This is a genomic window from Thermodesulfovibrio thiophilus DSM 17215 (assembly GCF_000423865.1).
GTDB lineage: Bacteria > Nitrospirota > Thermodesulfovibrionia > Thermodesulfovibrionales > Thermodesulfovibrionaceae > Thermodesulfovibrio > Thermodesulfovibrio thiophilus.
Genome location: NZ_AUIU01000016.1, coordinates 60,483 through 78,252 on the forward strand (window position 1 = coordinate 60,483; position 17,770 = coordinate 78,252).

The 17,770-nt window shown below is 34.8% G+C and carries 19 protein-coding genes; 5 read left to right on the forward strand and 14 right to left on the reverse strand.

Annotated elements, in window-relative coordinates; translation table 11 throughout:
• Positions 1-117 precede the first annotated feature (117 nt).
• The 10 genes from gmd to rfbA all read right to left on the reverse strand — a co-directional run bounded on the left by gmd (position 118) and on the right by rfbA (position 7,483).
• The gene (gene gmd, locus G581_RS0107915) at positions 118-1,272 is read right to left on the reverse strand and encodes a GDP-mannose 4,6-dehydratase (RefSeq protein WP_028845363.1); all 1,155 of its coding nucleotides are present in this window, start codon (positions 1,270-1,272) and stop codon (positions 118-120) included.
• 107 nt (positions 1,273-1,379) lie between these two features.
• Positions 1,380-1,889 (reverse strand): UpxY family transcription antiterminator, encoded by a 510-nt coding sequence (locus tag G581_RS0107920; protein ID WP_028845364.1) that lies wholly within the window; start codon positions 1,887-1,889, stop codon positions 1,380-1,382.
• Entirely contained in the window at positions 1,877-2,470 is a 594-nt protein-coding gene (locus tag G581_RS11710; RefSeq protein ID WP_051179077.1) for a winged helix-turn-helix transcriptional regulator, read from the reverse strand. The genes G581_RS0107920 and G581_RS11710 overlap by 13 nt, the downstream gene beginning before the upstream one ends.
• Before the next feature lie 66 nt (positions 2,471-2,536).
• Complete coding sequence (locus G581_RS0107930) at positions 2,537-3,271, reverse strand: hypothetical protein (RefSeq protein WP_028845365.1); 735 nt, start codon at positions 3,269-3,271, stop codon at positions 2,537-2,539.
• A 100-nt stretch (positions 3,272-3,371) separates the two neighbouring features.
• On the reverse strand, positions 3,372-4,205 hold the full coding sequence (gene rfbD / locus G581_RS0107935; protein ID WP_028845366.1) for a dTDP-4-dehydrorhamnose reductase: 834 nt from the start codon (positions 4,203-4,205) through the stop codon (positions 3,372-3,374).
• On the reverse strand, positions 4,202-5,191 hold the full coding sequence (gene rfbB / locus G581_RS0107940; RefSeq protein ID WP_028845367.1) for a dTDP-glucose 4,6-dehydratase: 990 nt from the start codon (positions 5,189-5,191) through the stop codon (positions 4,202-4,204). The genes rfbD and rfbB overlap by 4 nt, the downstream gene beginning before the upstream one ends.
• Complete coding sequence (locus G581_RS11935; RefSeq protein WP_038065560.1) at positions 5,188-5,598, reverse strand: HI0074 family nucleotidyltransferase substrate-binding subunit; 411 nt, start codon at positions 5,596-5,598, stop codon at positions 5,188-5,190. The genes rfbB and G581_RS11935 overlap by 4 nt, the downstream gene beginning before the upstream one ends.
• Positions 5,577-5,897, reverse strand: coding sequence for a nucleotidyltransferase family protein (locus G581_RS0107955; RefSeq protein ID WP_028845368.1), 321 nt, complete (start codon positions 5,895-5,897; stop codon positions 5,577-5,579). Before G581_RS0107955 ends, G581_RS11935 begins: the two co-directional genes overlap by 22 nt.
• Positions 5,898-6,045: 148 nt before the next feature.
• Complete coding sequence (rfbC, locus tag G581_RS0107965) at positions 6,046-6,600, reverse strand: dTDP-4-dehydrorhamnose 3,5-epimerase (protein ID WP_028845369.1); 555 nt, start codon at positions 6,598-6,600, stop codon at positions 6,046-6,048.
• Position 6,601: 1 nt separating this feature from the next.
• Complete coding sequence (gene rfbA / locus G581_RS0107970; RefSeq protein ID WP_028845370.1) at positions 6,602-7,483, reverse strand: glucose-1-phosphate thymidylyltransferase RfbA; 882 nt, start codon at positions 7,481-7,483, stop codon at positions 6,602-6,604.
• A 262-nt stretch (positions 7,484-7,745) separates the two neighbouring features.
• Between rfbA and G581_RS0107975 the strand changes: the two genes are divergently transcribed.
• A complete protein-coding gene (locus G581_RS0107975; protein WP_028845371.1) occupies positions 7,746-8,885 on the forward strand; it encodes an iron-containing alcohol dehydrogenase in 1,140 nt (379 codons plus the stop codon).
• Between the two features lie 124 nt (positions 8,886-9,009).
• On the opposite strand, the gene G581_RS0107980 is transcribed toward G581_RS0107975, so the two are convergent.
• Positions 9,010-10,191 (reverse strand): MFS transporter, encoded by a 1,182-nt coding sequence (locus G581_RS0107980; RefSeq protein ID WP_038065564.1) that lies wholly within the window; start codon positions 10,189-10,191, stop codon positions 9,010-9,012.
• 373 nt (positions 10,192-10,564) lie between these two features.
• On the opposite strand from G581_RS0107980, the gene G581_RS0107985 reads away from it, so the two are divergent.
• The 4 genes from G581_RS0107985 to G581_RS0108005 all read left to right on the forward strand — a co-directional run bounded on the left by G581_RS0107985 (position 10,565) and on the right by G581_RS0108005 (position 14,048).
• Positions 10,565-11,050, forward strand: a complete 486-nt coding sequence (locus tag G581_RS0107985; RefSeq protein WP_028845373.1) for an LPS export ABC transporter periplasmic protein LptC — start codon at positions 10,565-10,567, stop codon at positions 11,048-11,050.
• Positions 11,051-11,076: 26 nt separating this feature from the next.
• Complete coding sequence (gene lptB, locus G581_RS0107990) at positions 11,077-11,796, forward strand: LPS export ABC transporter ATP-binding protein (RefSeq protein WP_156875234.1); 720 nt, start codon at positions 11,077-11,079, stop codon at positions 11,794-11,796.
• Between the two features lie 87 nt (positions 11,797-11,883).
• Positions 11,884-12,954 carry an LPS export ABC transporter permease LptF gene (lptF, locus tag G581_RS0108000; RefSeq protein WP_083962673.1) on the forward strand — a complete coding sequence of 357 codons (1,071 nt, stop codon included), beginning with the start codon at positions 11,884-11,886 and terminating at the stop codon, positions 12,952-12,954.
• Positions 12,954-14,048: an LptF/LptG family permease gene (locus G581_RS0108005; protein ID WP_083962674.1), complete on the forward strand. Its 1,095-nt coding sequence runs from the start codon at positions 12,954-12,956 to the stop codon at positions 14,046-14,048. The genes lptF and G581_RS0108005 overlap by 1 nt, the downstream gene beginning before the upstream one ends.
• 18 nt (positions 14,049-14,066) lie before the next feature.
• Here G581_RS0108005 and G581_RS0108010 read toward each other — a convergent pair whose 3' ends face one another.
• The 3 genes from G581_RS0108010 to G581_RS0108020 form a co-directional block, all read right to left on the reverse strand.
• The gene (locus G581_RS0108010; RefSeq protein ID WP_169368425.1) at positions 14,067-14,444 is read right to left on the reverse strand and encodes a DUF4410 domain-containing protein; all 378 of its coding nucleotides are present in this window, start codon (positions 14,442-14,444) and stop codon (positions 14,067-14,069) included.
• A 118-nt stretch (positions 14,445-14,562) separates the two neighbouring features.
• Positions 14,563-16,686, reverse strand: a complete 2,124-nt coding sequence (locus G581_RS0108015; RefSeq protein ID WP_028845379.1) for a tetratricopeptide repeat protein — start codon at positions 16,684-16,686, stop codon at positions 14,563-14,565.
• A gap of 1 nt (position 16,687) precedes the next feature.
• Entirely contained in the window at positions 16,688-17,770 is a 1,083-nt protein-coding gene (locus tag G581_RS0108020) for a hypothetical protein (RefSeq protein WP_028845380.1), read from the reverse strand.

Consider the following 17,770-nt stretch of genomic DNA (forward strand, 5'->3'; position numbering starts at 1 on the left):
TATTGCAATCATGTCCAAGATTTTTTGATTGGTAATTTTATAAACATCATCAGCCAATGTTTTTGCATCCTGCCAAGCCATAATTTTTCCCATTACCCAACACCTGATACCCAATAGCTAATACCCTTTCTCTCTTGCATACTCATGATTGGTGTAGCAAAAACCCTTCTCATTACAAACGCTGATTCCTTCACCCACAGGGTCAAGTCCTGCCAGTTTAAGGTCGTAATCCACCATAATCTTTACAAGTTCATCAAAAGTAACTCTGGGCTGCCAGCCAAGTATTTGTCTTGCCTTAGTTATATCTGCCTGCAAAAACTCAACTTCTGTTGGACGAAAGTATTTTGGATCTATTTCTATTATCACATCACCTTGCTGTAAATTGTGAGATGTAAGATGTAAAAGATGAGAAGATATGGATTTCACAATACCTTTTTCTAAAACACCGGTACCTTTCCATTCAAGTTCTATTCCTGCATAGTAAAATGCCTTATTTACAAATTCTTTAACCATATGGCTTTCTCCTGTTCCAACAACATAGTCCTGAGGAGAATCCTGCTGAAGCATAAGCCACATCATCTCCACATACTCCGGAGCAAAACCCCAGTCCCTTTTTGCATATAGATTACCAAGATAAATGGTCTTTTGCTTTCCTTTGAGCATGCGTGCTATTGCTCTGGTTATCTTTCTTGTAACAAAAGTCTCTCCTCTTCGAGGAGATTCATGGTTAAAGAGAACGCCATTACAGGCAAAAAGATTATAAGCCTCTCGGTAGTTTACAGTCATCCAGTACGAATAAACCTTGCTACATGCATACGGACTTCTTGGATAAAAAGGAGTCTTTTCATTCTGGGGTGGGTTAGAAGCGCCAAACATCTCTGAGGAGGATGCCTGATAAAATCGGGCTTTTATTCCACTTCTTCTTATTGCCTCAAGAAGCCTTGTTGTTCCTATTCCAGTTATATCTCCTGTATACTCGGGCATATCAAATGAAACTCTAACATGACTCTGAGCTCCAAGATGATAAACTTCATCAGGTGCAATGTTGTATATTAGCTGGGTTAACTGTCCTGCATCGGATAAATCTCCGTAATGAAGAAAAAGTCGTGCCTGAGGAGAGTGTGGGTCTACGTAAATGTGGTCAATACGTCCGGTATTGAAGGTACTTGCGCGACGTATCAGTCCATGAACTTCATATCCTTTGTGCAGCAACAATTCTGCAAGGTATGAACCATCCTGTCCGGTAATCCCGGTAATTAAAGCTTTTTTCATAAGTTAAATATTCCTCCACATTTGCATTTATTTCCTCCGGCAATGCTCCGCCTCCTCAGTTACATATCTTAAAACTAAAACTCTGTAACCAAGCAGGCAGTTTAATCTTAAACCAGTTCTACTAAAGAGGTATCTATCTTTATACAGACAGACCTCTTTAGTATATCTATTGAAACTATTAAATAATGCGTTTTTTCTTTCTTTTTAAGTATCCCTGTGACACCCTGAAATGCTCCGCTTTTTATTCTTACTGTCTGTCCTTCTTTTAAATAGGGATACAGGTCTATCTCTTTTTTGTTTTCTATTGCTATCTTTAAGGGAATTATCTGCTCTTCAGGAACTGCTTCTGGCTCTCCAGATGCATTGTAAAGCATTCTTACCACCCCTGGAGTTTTTAGTGTTCTAAGGATTAAATCATAGCTCTTTTCAATGTGCACAAACAGATAACCAGGAAAAAGTGGGAATTTTATGAGCTTTTTTCTGTCTTTCCACTTTCTTATTCTTTCCACTGCTGGAAGAAATGCTTCTATGCCTGATTTTGTTAGCCTTTCAACCACTTTAAACTCATGCCTTGATTTTATATATATGGCATACCAGTTTGCTGTTAACTCTGCCATAGATAGTAAGTTTTCTTTTTATTTATATTATCCATGCTTTGTAATTGAGCTAGTTCTTTTTCATCAAAGGTTGCAGCAAGCACTGCATCAAAATCAAGATTGTCTATTTCATCTTTTCTGTACAGCTTAGTTTGATTTAACTGTTTTATATCTTTATTAAAACTTACAAATCCTGTAATCTCTATTGGAAGTCTGCTCAGTATGATAAAACATAACTCTGCAAGTTCTCCATCTCCCCATATGAGAATTTTTCTTACATTATCTTGAAGCATCTTCTGATAGTTCTTCTCTATTGCGCTCTTTATCTCTTTAATGTGTTCAAATGAATGGTGCATGTATCTGTATGTGAGTTTTGCTTTTTCGGTAAATCCCTTAACTGTTAATATGTACTTTATCTTCTTGCCTGAAAGATTTTTAACTTTTATATAACCTTTCTTATAAAGTCTTTTTATGTAGGCATTGGTTAAACCAAGAGCAATATCAAGCTCTGATGCTAGGTCTCTCTGGGTTATTACGGGTTCTTTTTCGATGCTTTCAAGTATCTTAAGAGAAATTAAATCTGATGAGCTGATTTTGTTCACTGTTTGAACTATAACATAACTGCATGATTTGTTTCAATATATGTAGGTTATCCAAAATTTCTAACTTTAAAGCCTGACGTCTTCAAAGTTCAATATATCCATATATTCCCACTCTCTCCAGCCCATCACATATACTCCTGAACGACTCGCATACTTAATAACATTCTCAGGGAAGGTAATGCTTCCAAAGATTATTATCAGTTTTTTATTTTTAAACTCAGGGAAAAACTCAAAAAATCTCTCAGCTTTCTCTTTTATCTCTTTTATATCAGATTCCCGTGGAGTTGAACGTACCTCTATCATAAACACCTTATCCTTGCAGGCTGCAATTGCGTCTACTTCATAACATTCACCATTCAATTTTCTAAACATTCTCTGCCCTTCCATTGATACATCACAGTTGAAGTACTTGCTCAATGCAGGACGAAGTGCAGGAGCAATGAGGTCTTCATACAGAGTGCCCATCTTTTTTGCAAGATTACTCCACTCTTTATTTTTGCGTTTGTTTTCTTCCTGTTGCTGTCTTTTAAATTCACACATCTCTTCTTTGAAAGCTTGCATCTCTTTGTGCAAGGCTTTTCTATCTCTTTCAGCTTCCTCTTTGAATAAAGTTATTTCTTCATGCAAGGTTTTCCGGTCTCTTTCTGATTCTTCTCTGAAAACCCGCATCTCTTCTTTGAACTCTTTCATCTCTTCAGAGAGTTTTTCTATTGACATCTCTGTCCTTCGAGCCTGATAAACAAGCTCCATCATTGCCTGCTCAAGTTTATCAACTCTTTTTTCTAAAACAGCCTCAGGCATAGTTTGCCTCCTCTGCTTTCTATCTTTAATTTTATGATAATTTAATTAAAAAAACAATAATCGTTGTCCTTTTAAAAATAAAAATCGACATTTTCTGGAATTACAGTCCAATAAGATACATCTCTTCTTTCCAGTCTCTTATCTGTATTTCAGTTACCTTGCATATTTTTTCATTGCTCATTGCTGAAAATCGAGGTCTTCTAGCAGGTAGGTTAAAATCAGATTGATGGGCTGGATAGATAAACTTATTTATTCCTTTTAGCTTTAAAAACTCTCTTGCCCACTCAAATCGTGATGTGAATCCTGAGTTTACAAGATGATAAACTCCTGTTAAGCCTTCATCAATAGCTTTTAAGGTTACTTCAACTATGGTTTTCGTTGATGTGGGCACAGAAAATTCATCACAGGCTATTTTTAAGTATTCCTGAGTTTGAGCCCACTGTGTGAGCTTATAAAGAAAGTTCTGTTTTCCATGTCCATATACCCAGCTTGTGCGAAATATGAGGTAGTTTTCTGTTTCTTCTTTAAGAAACACTTCTCCAAGATATTTACTTTGAGCATATTCACTAAGAGGCTCTGGATTATCTTCTTCAATGTAAAGTGTCTGTTTGGTACCATCAAACACGTAATCCGTGCTGTAATGCACTAGAAAGGCTCTGTATTTCTCAGATGCAAAGGCTAAATTTTTTGGTCCTATTGCATTGGTTCTGTATGCTATTTCTTTTTGTTCTTCAGCTTTATCTACCTGATTGTAAGCTGAACAGTTAATAACTATATTGGGTTTAGTATCTTCAAAAATATCTAATACTTGCTTTAGGTTACCAACATCCAATCTGTCATGTCCTAGGGCTGTAAGGTTTTTTTCTTGTTTTTCCAGTTTTCTTATAAACTCTTGCCCTAGTTGACCATTAGCACCAGTAATTAGAATTTTCATTTGTATAGTTTTGCCCAGTAGTCTTCAAGCTCTGCTACTTTTTTATAGAGCCACTCTTTATGCTCCAGATACCACTTTACTGTTTTTTCAATTCCCTGTTCAAATGTGGTCTCTGGCTTCCATCCGCACTCTTTCATTACTTTGCTGAAGTTCATACTGTAGCGAAAATCATGCCCGGGTCTATCCTCTACAAATTTTATCAGAATGTGTGGTTTATCTAATATATCAAGCACTGCTTTTACAACTTCTATGTTTTTTCTCTCCTGAGCACTTGCCACATTGTATGTCTCTCCTGTCTTTCCCTTCTGTATAATGGAGATTAAAGCTTCTGCACAGTCTCCCACATATAACCACTCTCTCACGTTCAAGCCTTCTCCATAGACAGGAATGCTCTCATTCTTAAGACTCTTCAATATAATTACTGGAATGAGTTTTTCAGGATACTGCCATGCTCCGTAGTTGTTTGAGGGTCTCACTGTTATCACAGGAACTCCGTAGGTTCTATAGTATGCTCTTCCAAGCATATCCGCTGATGCCTTGCTCACTGAGTAAGGTGAACTGGGACTAAGAGGAGATTGCTCTGTAAACTGTCCTTCTTCTTTAAGCTCTCCATAAACTTCATCTGTTGAGATGTTTATAAACTTTTTTATTCCATATTTTTTTGCTGCTTCAAGGAGTGTGTATGTGCCAATGATGTTTGAGTTTAAAAATACTGATGGTTCAAGTATGCTTCTGTCCACATGGGTTTCTGCTGCAAGGTGAACTATTATGTCTGGGTTTTCTGATTCAAATATATGTCCTACTGCTTTTGTATCTGTTATGTCTTCTCTATAAAACTTAATAAGCTCAATAACTTCATGAAGTCTTTCCATATCACCTGCATAGGTGAGTCTGTCAACAACAACCACTTTATAGGCATGCTTCACAGCCTGTCTTACTAATTCACTTCCTATAAATCCTGCTCCACCTGTAATCAGCAGTTTCATGGGATTGTATGCTCCAGCTTCTTTAAAATATCTTGCAGTATTTTTTCATATAAAGACAGATGACTGAATATCTCCTCAGCCAGTTCTTCAATGTAAGTGTGAACAGTGAGATTTCTATCTTCAATCATCTGGAATAAAACTCTTACTTCATCTTCTGAGAGATAACCAGCTGTAAAAAACTCTCTTATACAACTGCGAGGAGACCTGCATATTATTCCCTCTTTCTCCAGAAAATATTTTAAACTTTTCCAGAAAATCTCAAAAGTAAACTCAAATCTCTGGATGGCGGAATCTCTATAAAAAGAATACTCTCCTGTGTTTCTGTATGTTTCAGCCCTGTGCAGAGCTTCTCCCAGTCTTTCAAGAGAGCTTCTAAAATCCTTTGTTAATTTTTCAAGTCTATCCAGACTTCTCCCTCCTTGAGTATCTCATCTCTCATCATCTCTGATACTCTTGATAACACTATTATATCAACTTTATATGGAAGGCTGGATTCTTCTATGATTCCTCTTAATTCAACTACATCTTCGTTTATATCTTCTTCTGAATCAATTGCAAAGTCTATATCTGAAAAATATTGATTGTCTTGTCTTGCCCTTGAACCAAAAAGTATTACTCTTACTTTTCTTCCCTTATTCTGGAAAAAGTGTTCCACAAAACTTTTCATGTCTTCTATGGTGTTTATTATCTCTCTTTTATTCGTCATTCTGTCTTTTTTATTCAGAAGCCTCTTTTTTTAATTCTTCTTCAGCTCTTTTCCGAGGCATTTTTAGAGTTTCTAAAATTTCATCGGGAATATCCAAAATTATAGGCATTTTCCCCTCCACTCAAATTCTTATTATTTTACAATTAGTTTACCCATAAATAAAATTATTTTCAGCTTCCTCTAAAACAGGTAATCTGGCATCTTTCTCTGACAATACAGGATTCTTTACAGGCCATTTTATTCCAATCGCAGGATCATTCCATATAACTCCTCTATCAAACTCTGCAGAGTATTCTTCTGTACATTTATAGATTATCTCCGCATCTATAAGAGCTACAAATCCATGAAGAAACCCAGGTGGTATCCACAGCATATCTCTGTTTTCTTGAGAAAGTTCAATACTAACCCATTTTAAATACCAGGGTGAGCCTTTCCTTATATCAACTGCCACATCCCATATTCTACCTTTTATGCATCTTACAAGCTTTCCCTGAGCTTTTGGATTAAGTTGATAATGTAACCCCCTTAAAACTCCTTTTTTTGATCTTGAGTGGTTATCCTGAAGGAAGCTGTATTTGATCCTGTTCATGTAAAAATCAGATGATTTATAGGTTTCCATAAAAAAGCCTCTATCATCTTCAAATACTTTTGGTTGTATGAGTATTAAATCCGGAATATCCAGATGTTTGAATGTAAATGGCATCTTAGATTTCCTCTCTTGCTAGTTTTATCAGATATTTTCCATATCCTGTCTTTTTTAGAGGCTCTGCAAGTCTCAAAAGCTCTTCTTTAGTTATCCATCCATTGCTGTATGCTATCTCTTCTATACAACCTATCATTAGCCCTGTCTTCTTCTCTATGGTTGCCACAAATTCTCCTGCGTCAAGAAAACTGTCATGTGTTCCCGCATCAAACCATGCAAATCCTCTTCCAAGCTGTTTTACCTTGAGCTTTCCTCTGTTAAGATATTCTTCGTTAACCGATGTTATCTCAAGTTCTCCTCTGTGGGATGGTTTCACTGTCTTTGCTATTTTGGTAGCTTCACTGTCATAAAAATACATTCCAACAACCGCATAGCTTGATTTCGGTTTCTTTGGCTTTTCCTCAATTGATAATACTTTCCCTGATTCATCAAACTCTACAATGCCAAATCTCTCAGGGTCTGATACATAGTAGCCAAATACATATGCTCCATTATTTAACTCCACGTCCTTCTTTGCCTGTGTGAGTATGCTTATAAGATCATGTCCAAAAAATATGTTATCTCCGAGCAAATAAAATACATCATCTCCGTTTAAAAATTCTTCAGCTATAATTAGTCCTTCTGCAAGACCATTTGGTTTTTTCTGAACTTTATATTGAATGTTCATTCCAATATGTGAACCATCTTTAAAAAGGCTCTTAAATGCTCCTAAATCTTCTTCATTTACTATAAATAGCACTTCTCTTATCTTAAGTAGCATGCTTAAGGAAAAGGGATAGTAAATCATAGGCTTGTTGTAAACCGGTAAAAGGTGCTTGTTTAATACCTGTGTTACCGGATAAAGTCTTGTTCCACTTCCACCTGCTAATATTACGGCTTTCATTTTTTATACCTCATCATAATTCCTCCGGTGTTACTATTACCTCAATTTTATGCTCATCTATAAACATACACTCCTGTCAATATCCATTCAGAATGACTGGAAAATACAGAATATTATAACCGAGTTTTTTATTAAAATTAAAAATTTTTTATCCTGTTTTTCTGAAGAATCATAAAAGAATGACAAATAATCACAAATATTTTGTTATCAAATATTATAAAATAATAAGAGTGCATCAAATAAAAGAAAGGAGGATCGATTTATGAAAGATTTTGTATTTTACAATCCAACACAAATAGTATTTGGTGAAGGTAAAACATCAGAGATTGGTAAATACTTACAAGGCAAAAAATGTCTGTTTTTGTATGGCTCAGGCAGCATTAAACGAAACGGTATTTATGACAGAGTGGTAGAATCTCTAAAAAAACATGATGTTAAATTTGTTGAAAAAAGTGGTGTAAAGCCAAATCCTGTGCTCAGTTTTGTTTATGAAGCAATAGATACAGCCAGAAAAGAACAGGTTGACTGCATATTGGCTGTTGGTGGTGGCAGTGTAATAGATACTGCAAAAGCAGTGGCTGCAGGATTTTACTACAACGGTGATGTTTGGGATTTCTTTGTTGATAAAGCCAAAATCACAAAGGCACTGCCAATTTATGTGGTGCTCACATTATCAGCAACAGCATCTGAGATGAACTCTGGAGCCGTGATTACTAACGAATCCACAAAACAAAAGTTTAATATTCAGGCCGTTAGCCTGTTTCCAAAAGTGTCAATACTGGATCCCACAAATACATATACAGTACCCCAAAATCAGGTGGCAAATGGTAGCGTTGATGCCATAGTGCATCTGCTTGAAGGCTATTTTACAAAATCCTATCCAAACACTCCGATACAGGACGGATTTGTCGAAACACTTGTAAGAACCATTATTGCAACCACAAAGAAAATTCTGGAAAATCCAAAAGATTATGATGCAAGAGCTAATTTCATGTGGTCTGCAACACTTGCACTTAATGGATTAACTACTGCAGGTATTGGGAATTACGAATTTCCAAATCACATGATGGGTCATTCCCTGTCAGCATTGTATGATATTGCTCATGGAGCAAGCCTTTCAATAGTGTTTCCTGCATGGCTTAAATATAATGAATCAAATATATCCAAACGATTGGCCAGTTTTGGGAAAGCGGTATTCGGTAAAACTAACTCCAAAGACACAATTACCGCCTTTGAAGAATACTTTCATGAAATAGGTGCACCTATTCGCTTAAAAGAGGTAAACATTGATAAAGCGGATATTGATAAAATAGCTGAAAATGCTGTATCTCTGGCAACAAAATGGGGTTTAAAAACATATACTAAAGAAGTTATAGCAAAAATTCTGGAGCTGGCTGCGTAGCAGGTATATTTTTTCAAGAAGAGGATGTGATACCATAATAATGGCTAATGAAGAACACTTAATAGCTGTCACATCCTCTTCTTTTATCTGATCTTTTTATCTTAATTTATGTTGTGAATGCATTCTAAACATAAAAATAAAGAATAATTGCAGTTATCTGAAATAACAAGCCAATTCCACAAACACCGTACCATCCAAAATACTGAAAGCACAGAGTGCCCAAAAAAGACCCTAAAGAACCACCAATGAAATAAAAAAACATGAAAACAGCCTGATTTCTACTTCGAATTTCATCATTGATGCTCTGAATCAATGTCATATTGGAAACCTGTGCAAATTGATTTCCAATATTGAGTATAATGGCTCCTGCTATCAATCCAAGAATATGAAATCCAAAAATAAGAAAACAGATATAGGCAAATGTGGACAATAGAATTCCGATCCTGACAGTAAAATACGGACCTATCCGATCAGCCCATTTACCTATTTGAGGAGCAGCAATTGCACCTGCAATTCCTGTTAATCCCAGTAGTCCGGCTTCACGTGCTCCCATGTGAAAATACGGAGTTTCAAGAAAAAACACAAGAGACGTCCAGAAAATGCTGAATGATCCAAACATAAAAAATCCATTACACGAAGCCTCACGTAGGTGATGCTGTGTTTTAATAAGTGCAGGTATGGACTTAAGAAGCTTATAATATGACATCTTTATCTTTAGTTTAGTTTTAGGAAAAGTATAATGAATGATGAATGCCAGAAGAAATGTCAGGCAGGCGGCAATAAAGTATACGGTTCTCCATCCGGTAATAGAGCCAACAACTCCACTGAAGGTTCTTGAAAGAAGAACTCCAACCAACAGACCACTCATCACTTTTCCTATGACTTTTCCTTGCTCTTTTGGCTGTGCAAGTTGAGCTGCATATGGCACAATTAGCTGCGGTATGATGGTGGTGAGACCAACTGTAAATGTTGCAATAAGCATTACTTCATAGGTTGGTGACCATCCTGTAGCAATCAATGCCACAGCTACGATAAGTAACATTCTAAAGATCATAGTTCGACGATCAGTTATATCTCCAAGAGGCACGAACAGTAAAAGACCAAGTGCATAACCGATCTGAGTAAGCATAACTGCAATACCGACTGCATTTTCTGAGACATGAAATGTTGTGGCAATCTGTGCTTCAAGTGGTTGAATATAATAAAGATTCGCCACTGTAACTCCGCAGATAACAGCCATAAAGAATGTCAGTGATTTGTTCAGAACAAATGCAGATTCGTTTTTGTGTTCCAATTTTAAAAGCATTCTTTAATTTTGAATATTTTCGGTATTCTGATTCAAGTTTTATCTATATTTATAAATTTTAGATATTAATTTCTTTATTTATCATCAACTTATCGCAGTGCAGAAATGTCGGTTCATGTAATTTTCTTTCAGGTTCAATTTGTTGAAAAAAGATATTGAAAATGGTAGGATAATCTTATATCTATTTTTTATTGAGCAAATAAATATTGCAAAATGTTAAATGTTTACTATATTTAAACGTGAAAATGAGATATATCAAATAATGCCTTTTCTTTCAGCAGAACTCTTTTTACAGAGCTAGTGTGATGATTCCATATAAAAACCCCAAAGTAGTTAAACTTAAAAAACAATTGACAGTTATACTGTCTTTTAGATGAAAAAACTGAAGAAATTAATAATAATTGCAATAATTTTAATAGTTATAGCAATTGCTTTAATTTATACCTACAAGATGCAACAAATGATTGCTTTCATTCAAAAAAAAGAAAGCAGAGATAAATCAGTTATTATAATAAATAATATCGTACTGGATAGAACATTAGATTCAGGTGCCAAAATTAAGATAAAAGCAAAAAAGGCATATCTTAATAAAGATACCCAGAATCTCGAATCACTGGAAGACTGCAGCATTGAATATAAAACTGAAAATGTTGATATTTACGCATCAGCTGATAAGTGTACATATATTGAAAATAAAGAGGTTACACTGAGAAATAATATTAAGGGTTCTATAAATAATAAGGGTGAATTCTGTGGAGGAGAAAACAGCACGTATGATTTTGATATAAATAAAGGCATTGGAGTTATGAAAGGAGATATTAAAATGACATGGCCACACCATAGAAAGAAAACAAATTGAAAAAACTATAGAGGATAACCTGCAAAATGTCTCTTGTTGTTAAAAATCTGAAAAAAATATATAAAAAAAAATGTGTTGTTGACAGGGTTAGTCTGAGTGTCCAGAGAGGACAGATTGTTGGTTTGTTAGGACCAAATGGCGCAGGTAAAACAACGACATTTTATATGATAGTAGGCTTAATTAAAGCAGATGGTGGAACTATTACATTTTATGATAAGGATATAACAAATATGCCCATATATGACAGAGCACTTTTAGGACTCGGGTATTTACCTCAAGAATCCTCTATATTTAGAAAACTCACTGTATTTGAAAACATCTATGGAATACTGGAGTTACGCTATAAGGATTCCAACTATGTTAAAGAAAAAACAGAACAGTCAATTCTGGATTTCAGATTAACATCAGTAAAAGATTCCAGGGGTTACATGTTATCAGGAGGCGAGCGCAGACGAACTGAGATAGCAAGAGTTCTTTCGCTAAACCCTGACATTATTTTACTGGATGAACCTTTTGCAGGAGTCGATCCTATATCAATAATAGAACTCAAACATATGATTTTTGATCTCAAAAAAAGAAATATAGGTATTCTGATTACAGATCACAATGTAAAAGAAACTCTATCAATAACAGATGAGACATATATCATGTACAATGGCAGTATACTGGCGTCAGGTGATCCCTCTTCTTTAATTAACCACGAGAAAGTCAGAGACTATTATCTTGGTAAAGATTTTCGTCTGTAATGAATTTATCCGGGTGAAAAAGATTGCTCAAAATTAAAATGATAAAATTTTACATTATTATAAAAAGAATAGCACAATCTCATAGTGATGTATAAGAAATTAAAACTTCCCATTTTATACAAATATATCATCATTGAGATCATTAAACCATTTTTGTTTATACTCTTGTTGCTGTTTCTCATTATGTTAATTTTCAGTACTTATGAGTTCTTACAGAAAATTGCAACAGGTATTTTAACAAAATCAGTATTATTACCGCTTATTTTCTTCAAAAATATTCTATCACTGGAAGTATTAATCCCTCTTTCCTTCTTTTTAGCCTGCACTCTTGTATTAAGCAAGATGGATGATAGTAATGAAATGACTGCTATTTTGTCTTCAGGTTCTAACTCAGCAAAGGTTTTTAAGCCTGTAATCATGTTAACTATCATTGTAGCTATATTCGCAACCTTTCAGGGTTTTGTTATAAGACCATGGGCATATAAAAATATTTATTATCTGGAATTTTACTCTAAACGAGCATTTGATATCTCCAAGATAAATCCAGGACACTTTGTTTCATTCGAAAATGGGGGCAAAATTGTGTATGCTGATGAAAAGACAAAAGACAATATCCTGCAAAATGTTTTTCTTCAAATAAAAAGTGATAACACTCTCGAGTTAATTTATGCTAAAAGTGGATATATCAATAATGAAAGTGGGCTGTTTATCTTAAGAGATGGCACTATGTATCTATATAACACTCAAACCAAAAAGGAGAGTTTTGCAAAGTTTGAAACCACTTATATTGATATAAGCAATAATGAGGCTGTTGAGTATAAAACAAAAGCAATGTCGATTAGTGAACTTTTACAGAAAAAAACTAATGTTAGCATAGTTGAACTGGAGTGGAGAATAACAATACCTTTTATGACATTTTTCCTGGGATTGCTCTCAACAGCTCTTTCGAGGTCTTCTCCAAGGATTAAAAGACGTTCTCAAAAGTTAATATTAGCCATCTTGATATATGGTTTATATTACAATCTTTATGATGTTGTTGAAGAGTGGGTTAAACGCAGTTTGTTTCCTGCATTGCCAGGGACTTTTTCGTTAACTGCTCTTTTATTAGTAGTATATATTTACATAAAAATCAAAAATAAAAAAGAGTATCTCTACTGATGCGAATCAAACTCCGCATTAAATTAATAAGCAAAATCATATATATAAGTTATATAAATATCTTTTTAGTTGTAACGTTTATTCTCGCCATGTTGTTTTCATTTATGGTATTTTCAGACCAACTGCCCTCTGTTGGGAAAGGAGACTTTCGTTTAGTACATGCTGTACTTTTTGTAATACTAACCCTACCTGGGAGAATGGCAGAATTCTCACCAATGAGTGCAATTATTGCAACCATTGTAACATTAGAAAACATGATAAGGCATCACGAATTAATCGCCATGAAAGCAGCTGGTGTTACAAATAAGTTTATTGTTAATGTATTCATAAAACTTTCTTTATGTTTTGTTATTGTTCTATTTTTTATAATGGAATTCTTCACTCCATTTCTTGACCAATATGCCAATAGAATTAAGGCTGCAGCTATCACAAAAAATAAAAATCTTATACTTGAACAGCATGATTTCTGGGCAAAAGAGATTAATACTTTTATAAACATTAAAGAAATAAAACCAGGAAATATTTTAGAGGAAATACATATTTATGAATACAATAATGAAAGAGGTTTAGTTTCAATAATTCATGCTGGAAGCGGTGATATAAAAAATGGAAAACAATTAACGCTTAACAATGTTACTCAAAAAAAATTTACAGAAAGCGGAATTGAAAGTAATTTTTATAATAAGAAAACAATCGAATTTACAATACCGATATTCGATGAAGAATTCATATCCATACCTATTGAAACAGCATCTATAAGCGGATTGTTAATGCATGTAAACGATCTAAAAAAAAGAGGTGAAAATTATGATTATGCTCTTTCTATTTTCTGGCAGAAATTCAGCACTCCATTTACTGTAATGGCTATGATTTTACTGTGTTTACCTTTCTTTATAGATAGAGTCCCTTCACGAGGCGAATTAGGACATGAGATAGTACTTGCAGTTATGGGCGGAACATCTCTGTATTTTTTAAAATATATGTTAAGTTATGTTGTTTTGCTCCTTAATATAAATCCATTCTTTTTAATTATGGGACCTGTTTTAATCATCCTGGGACTTGATTTTTTCTTGCTCAAAAAGCTGTCGCAGTAATTTTTTAAGGCAATCGTTTTAAATAATTATTTTTTCATGCATGAAATGAACCAGCTGTTCAACAAATTTTTCTATAGCCTGCTGTGTTCCTCCTGCAAATACAGTTCCTCCTGAAGACTGTCCTTCGACAAGAAATGTTCCGATGATTTTATTTTGATATGTATCGAACAATTCTACTGTACCTGTAACCTTTGCTCTTCCAGCAGCTGCACCTAACCAGAATCGATCTTTCGATGTAACTCTGAGTAGTTCAGTAATCCTTACATTTATTATAAGCTCAGAATCCGCTATTTCTGATCCAACATTCTCAAATAGATCTGCCTGTTTAAGGTTCTCAACTAGTGAGTTTTTAAGTTTTTCAATCTCTTCCTGACATTCTCTCTCGCACACTGGCATTTGAGAGAGCACATTAACATTAACTGTCCTGTACTTTTTTATCTGAAAATCACCTTCAGTTTGAACCTTTGACTGTGCTACACAACCTGCAATCAGGAATAAGAAAATGATTAATAAATTAGAGCTCTTTTTCAAGGAGAAATCTCCATTTGTATATCTGGTCTCTTATTGTCTGAGTATTCGGGGCAGTGGGATTAAGTTGAAGAAATATCTCCATATTTTCAATAGCCTGTGCATAATCAGCAAGTTTTCCATAAATCAGAGCTTTATTGAAATAAATTTGAGGATTAAAAGGTATAATCTCTTTTGCTCTATCAAGTTCAGTAATGGCCTCTTCAAATTTGTTGTTTGTAAACAGAACCTCTGCATTCAGATAGTACTGTCTTGCAGCTCCTGTCATATCAACCACAGATGGATTGTTTGTAATTATTCTTGCAACTCTGCTTCTTATCCATTGAGCTTTTTGCTGATTTGCCAATTCAAGCATTTTTTTGTATTCTTTCAATGCTGAACTTAACTGACCTTTTCTTTCATATTCAATAGCTTTTTCTTCCAGCACTTTCATATATGGTGTCAGTGTTTCAAAATATGAATTTTTTGCCCTTTCACCAATAAAGATATTATCAGAGTCAGAGACATTTCTGTATATCTTTATGCTGTCCTCATAGTTTCCCTTTTTTGCGGTTGCTACTGCTAAGAGAAAAACAGCATAATCATTCTGCTTTACATCGGAAAGAGTTTTAATTGCTTCGTCATATCGTCCATCCTTAATCATAAGGCTGGCAATTGCTATTTGTGTAAGTACTGCTTTTGGATAAGTTTTAACCGCGCTATCTATGAATTTCTGAGCATTGATATTATCTCCAAGTTCCAGATAACAAAGAGCCATCAGACTCATCGCTGTTGCTGCCTGATAAGGATCGGTGTAGAATGTGTCCCTTATAAGAGTTTTATTTATTAGTTCTTCCTCTCTTTTTATCTTCAGAGTAACTGGTGTTCTATCCTGTCCTCTTAGTTTGTTCACTATATCGTTAATAGTTAAATTCTTCGTTGATATTCCATCAATTTCTACAATTTCGTCATTAACTCTTATCCCGGATTCTGAAGCCGGACTGTTTGACTGTATGGACATAACCTTTGGTAGTGCTTCATTATCTTTTTTGATACTTATTCCAATTCCTGAAAAAGAAAGAGAGTTGAGCAATCCTTCAGATGTTGATATAGCATCTTTATAATTTCCAACTCTGAAATACAGAAAAGCCAGTTTTGAAAAAGCATTTTTATCATCAGGTCTTTCTGAAATATATTTTTTAATAATCTGAATTACTCTGTCATATTTCTTCCTTTCAATATAGAAATCAGACTGTTTCATCATTACAAGAGCATTCTTTGGATTTAATGAAAATGCCTGTTCAAGTTGTGCAATTGCATCTTTATATTTTCTCTGTGCCATATAACACTTATAAAGAAGCATGTAACCATCAATATCTTTTGGATTTAACTGAACAACCATCTGAGAAGCAGCAAGCGCCTGAGCAATGTCACCGGTTTTAAGAGAAAGATTGGCAACAACTTTATATGCAGATATATTAGAAGGCTCTTTATTTATTTCATCCTTTGCATTAAGTAAAACTTTCTGTGGATTTTGAACAGAATCATAGATAAGTGCAGAGCCGTTTTTTACTGCATTTAAGATTGCCTGATAAGCAGTTTGAGCGTATTCTTTATTATCAAGGGATGAAAACAATCCTGATTTAGAAATTTTACCAGAACCCGAGGAATGTAAAGGCATGGAAATAGGTATAAGGTCGCTGTCCCAAATATCAAAACCAGCAGTTACTCCAACATCCAGAGTAAGAGGCTGGCAACAGTCTTCTTTAAAATTCATATTCCACATAGAGGCTACAATTATAAGAGTATTGGATTGTGGAAGCGTAGAAATACTTTTTTCGTATTTAACTTTATTAAACATCCTGTCAAAATAAATCGGCAAAGCCTGTTTGAGAAGATTTCCCGAAGGAAATACAACATCATGAATGGTATCAGAAGTGTATTGAGTTGCAGTGTATGTTTTATCTTCATCAACAATAACGACTGCATCATATGGAATTTTTTTAACTGTTACAGATTCCTCTGGAGGTTCTATTTCAATTGGATTAACTTTTGTGGTAACCCTGACAGGTTCACATCCTGAAATATACAGAAGAATAACAAAAACTACAAGGATTTTTAAAAATTTCATTTTAATCACCTTTCAACCAGTTATAAACTATTTTTTGTCCTGTATTCATATCATTTTCAAAATTCTGCCAGAACTCATCTTTATTAAAATCAAAACCAAGCATAGAACCCGCATTCTCTGTTTCAGTTAAAAACTTATCCACTGCCCAGAATGCCACTTTTGTATATATTTTTCTTCCAACATCAGAAACCTCACTCTGAATGGTAGGCATCGGAATAAGAGAGACAGCGTAATCTATTGTTTCAGCGCCAGCCTGCGGTAATCCTTCTTTTTTTGCTGTAATTGCGATTTTCATGATTGGAAGTCCATTTTCATAAATCTTTGAACCAAAATTTTTGTTGTATTTTTCGTTAAGTTTTTCTACAATCTTTTCTCCCTGCTCTTCAATCTTTTCCTCAATGCCTTCTGTAATCTTTTCCTGAATAACATTTCCAAGAATATTGTTCAAATCAGAGCTTGCTCTTATAGATTCATCAGAGGAATTAAGATCAGGTAAAGAAGATGTTTGAACATTTGAAGGAGACTGCCATTGAAAAGGTGTAAGTTGTCCACCAAGAGTCTGAAATGTGAAAGGGGATTGAGTAGGATTGTTCTGAGTTGTTTGCGTCTGAGCTTTTGCCTGTGCTATAAGCTGGTTATATTTGGACAGAAGTTGTTTTTTCTGTTCTTCCTGTTTCTTTTTTTCCTCTGCAAGTTTTCTCTGTTGTTCTTCATATTCTCTCTGTTTCTGAGCATCATAATCCGAGTCATCAAACATTCCACCAAAAAGTGTTCCAAAAAATCCACTTAAGAAAGAGCCCATTATTCCAATTGTCGCCTGCTGGGAAGGTGAAAGCCTGTTTGATGGAGTGTAAGTAGAAGAACCACCGCTTATTGGAGTGCAACTTCCACAACCAACACAACGATATTTTACACCTCCGTATGTAACCTCTTTTACCTGTCCAGCTGGAATAAAAGTGCCATCGGGCATCTGACTTCCATCACAGCTTCTTCCTGTTGGCATTGGAACGCTTCCACTGAAAGATATTGCTGGCTGAAGAATAAAAAGAAGAAAGGAGGTTAATATAACTATTTTTTTAAACAT

Coding starts and splice junctions, on each gene's coding strand:
- gmd (WP_028845363.1), bottom strand. CDS start 1,272: ATGAAAAAAGCTTTAATTACCGGGATTACCGGACAGGATGGTTCATAC.
- G581_RS0107920 (WP_028845364.1), bottom strand. CDS start 1,889: ATGGCAGAGTTAACAGCAAACTGGTATGCCATATATATAAAATCAAGG.
- G581_RS0107930 (WP_028845365.1), bottom strand. CDS start 3,271: ATGCCTGAGGCTGTTTTAGAAAAAAGAGTTGATAAACTTGAGCAGGCA.
- rfbD (WP_028845366.1), bottom strand. CDS start 4,205: ATGAAAATTCTAATTACTGGTGCTAATGGTCAACTAGGGCAAGAGTTT.
- rfbB (WP_028845367.1), bottom strand. CDS start 5,191: ATGAAACTGCTGATTACAGGTGGAGCAGGATTTATAGGAAGTGAATTA.
- G581_RS0107955 (WP_028845368.1), bottom strand. CDS start 5,897: ATGACGAATAAAAGAGAGATAATAAACACCATAGAAGACATGAAAAGT.
- rfbC (WP_028845369.1), bottom strand. CDS start 6,600: ATGCCATTTACATTCAAACATCTGGATATTCCGGATTTAATACTCATA.
- rfbA (WP_028845370.1), bottom strand. CDS start 7,483: ATGAAAGCCGTAATATTAGCAGGTGGAAGTGGAACAAGACTTTATCCG.
- G581_RS0107975 (WP_028845371.1), top strand. CDS start 7,746: ATGAAAGATTTTGTATTTTACAATCCAACACAAATAGTATTTGGTGAA.
- G581_RS0107980 (WP_038065564.1), bottom strand. CDS start 10,191: ATGCTTTTAAAATTGGAACACAAAAACGAATCTGCATTTGTTCTGAAC.
- G581_RS0107985 (WP_028845373.1), top strand. CDS start 10,565: ATGAAAAAACTGAAGAAATTAATAATAATTGCAATAATTTTAATAGTT.
- lptB (WP_156875234.1), top strand. CDS start 11,077: ATGTCTCTTGTTGTTAAAAATCTGAAAAAAATATATAAAAAAAAATGT.
- lptF (WP_083962673.1), top strand. CDS start 11,884: ATGTATAAGAAATTAAAACTTCCCATTTTATACAAATATATCATCATT.
- G581_RS0108005 (WP_083962674.1), top strand. CDS start 12,954: ATGCGAATCAAACTCCGCATTAAATTAATAAGCAAAATCATATATATA.
- G581_RS0108010 (WP_169368425.1), bottom strand. CDS start 14,444: ATGCCAGTGTGCGAGAGAGAATGTCAGGAAGAGATTGAAAAACTTAAA.
- G581_RS0108015 (WP_028845379.1), bottom strand. CDS start 16,686: ATGAAATTTTTAAAAATCCTTGTAGTTTTTGTTATTCTTCTGTATATT.
- G581_RS0108020 (WP_028845380.1), bottom strand. CDS start 17,770: ATGTTTAAAAAAATAGTTATATTAACCTCCTTTCTTCTTTTTATTCTT.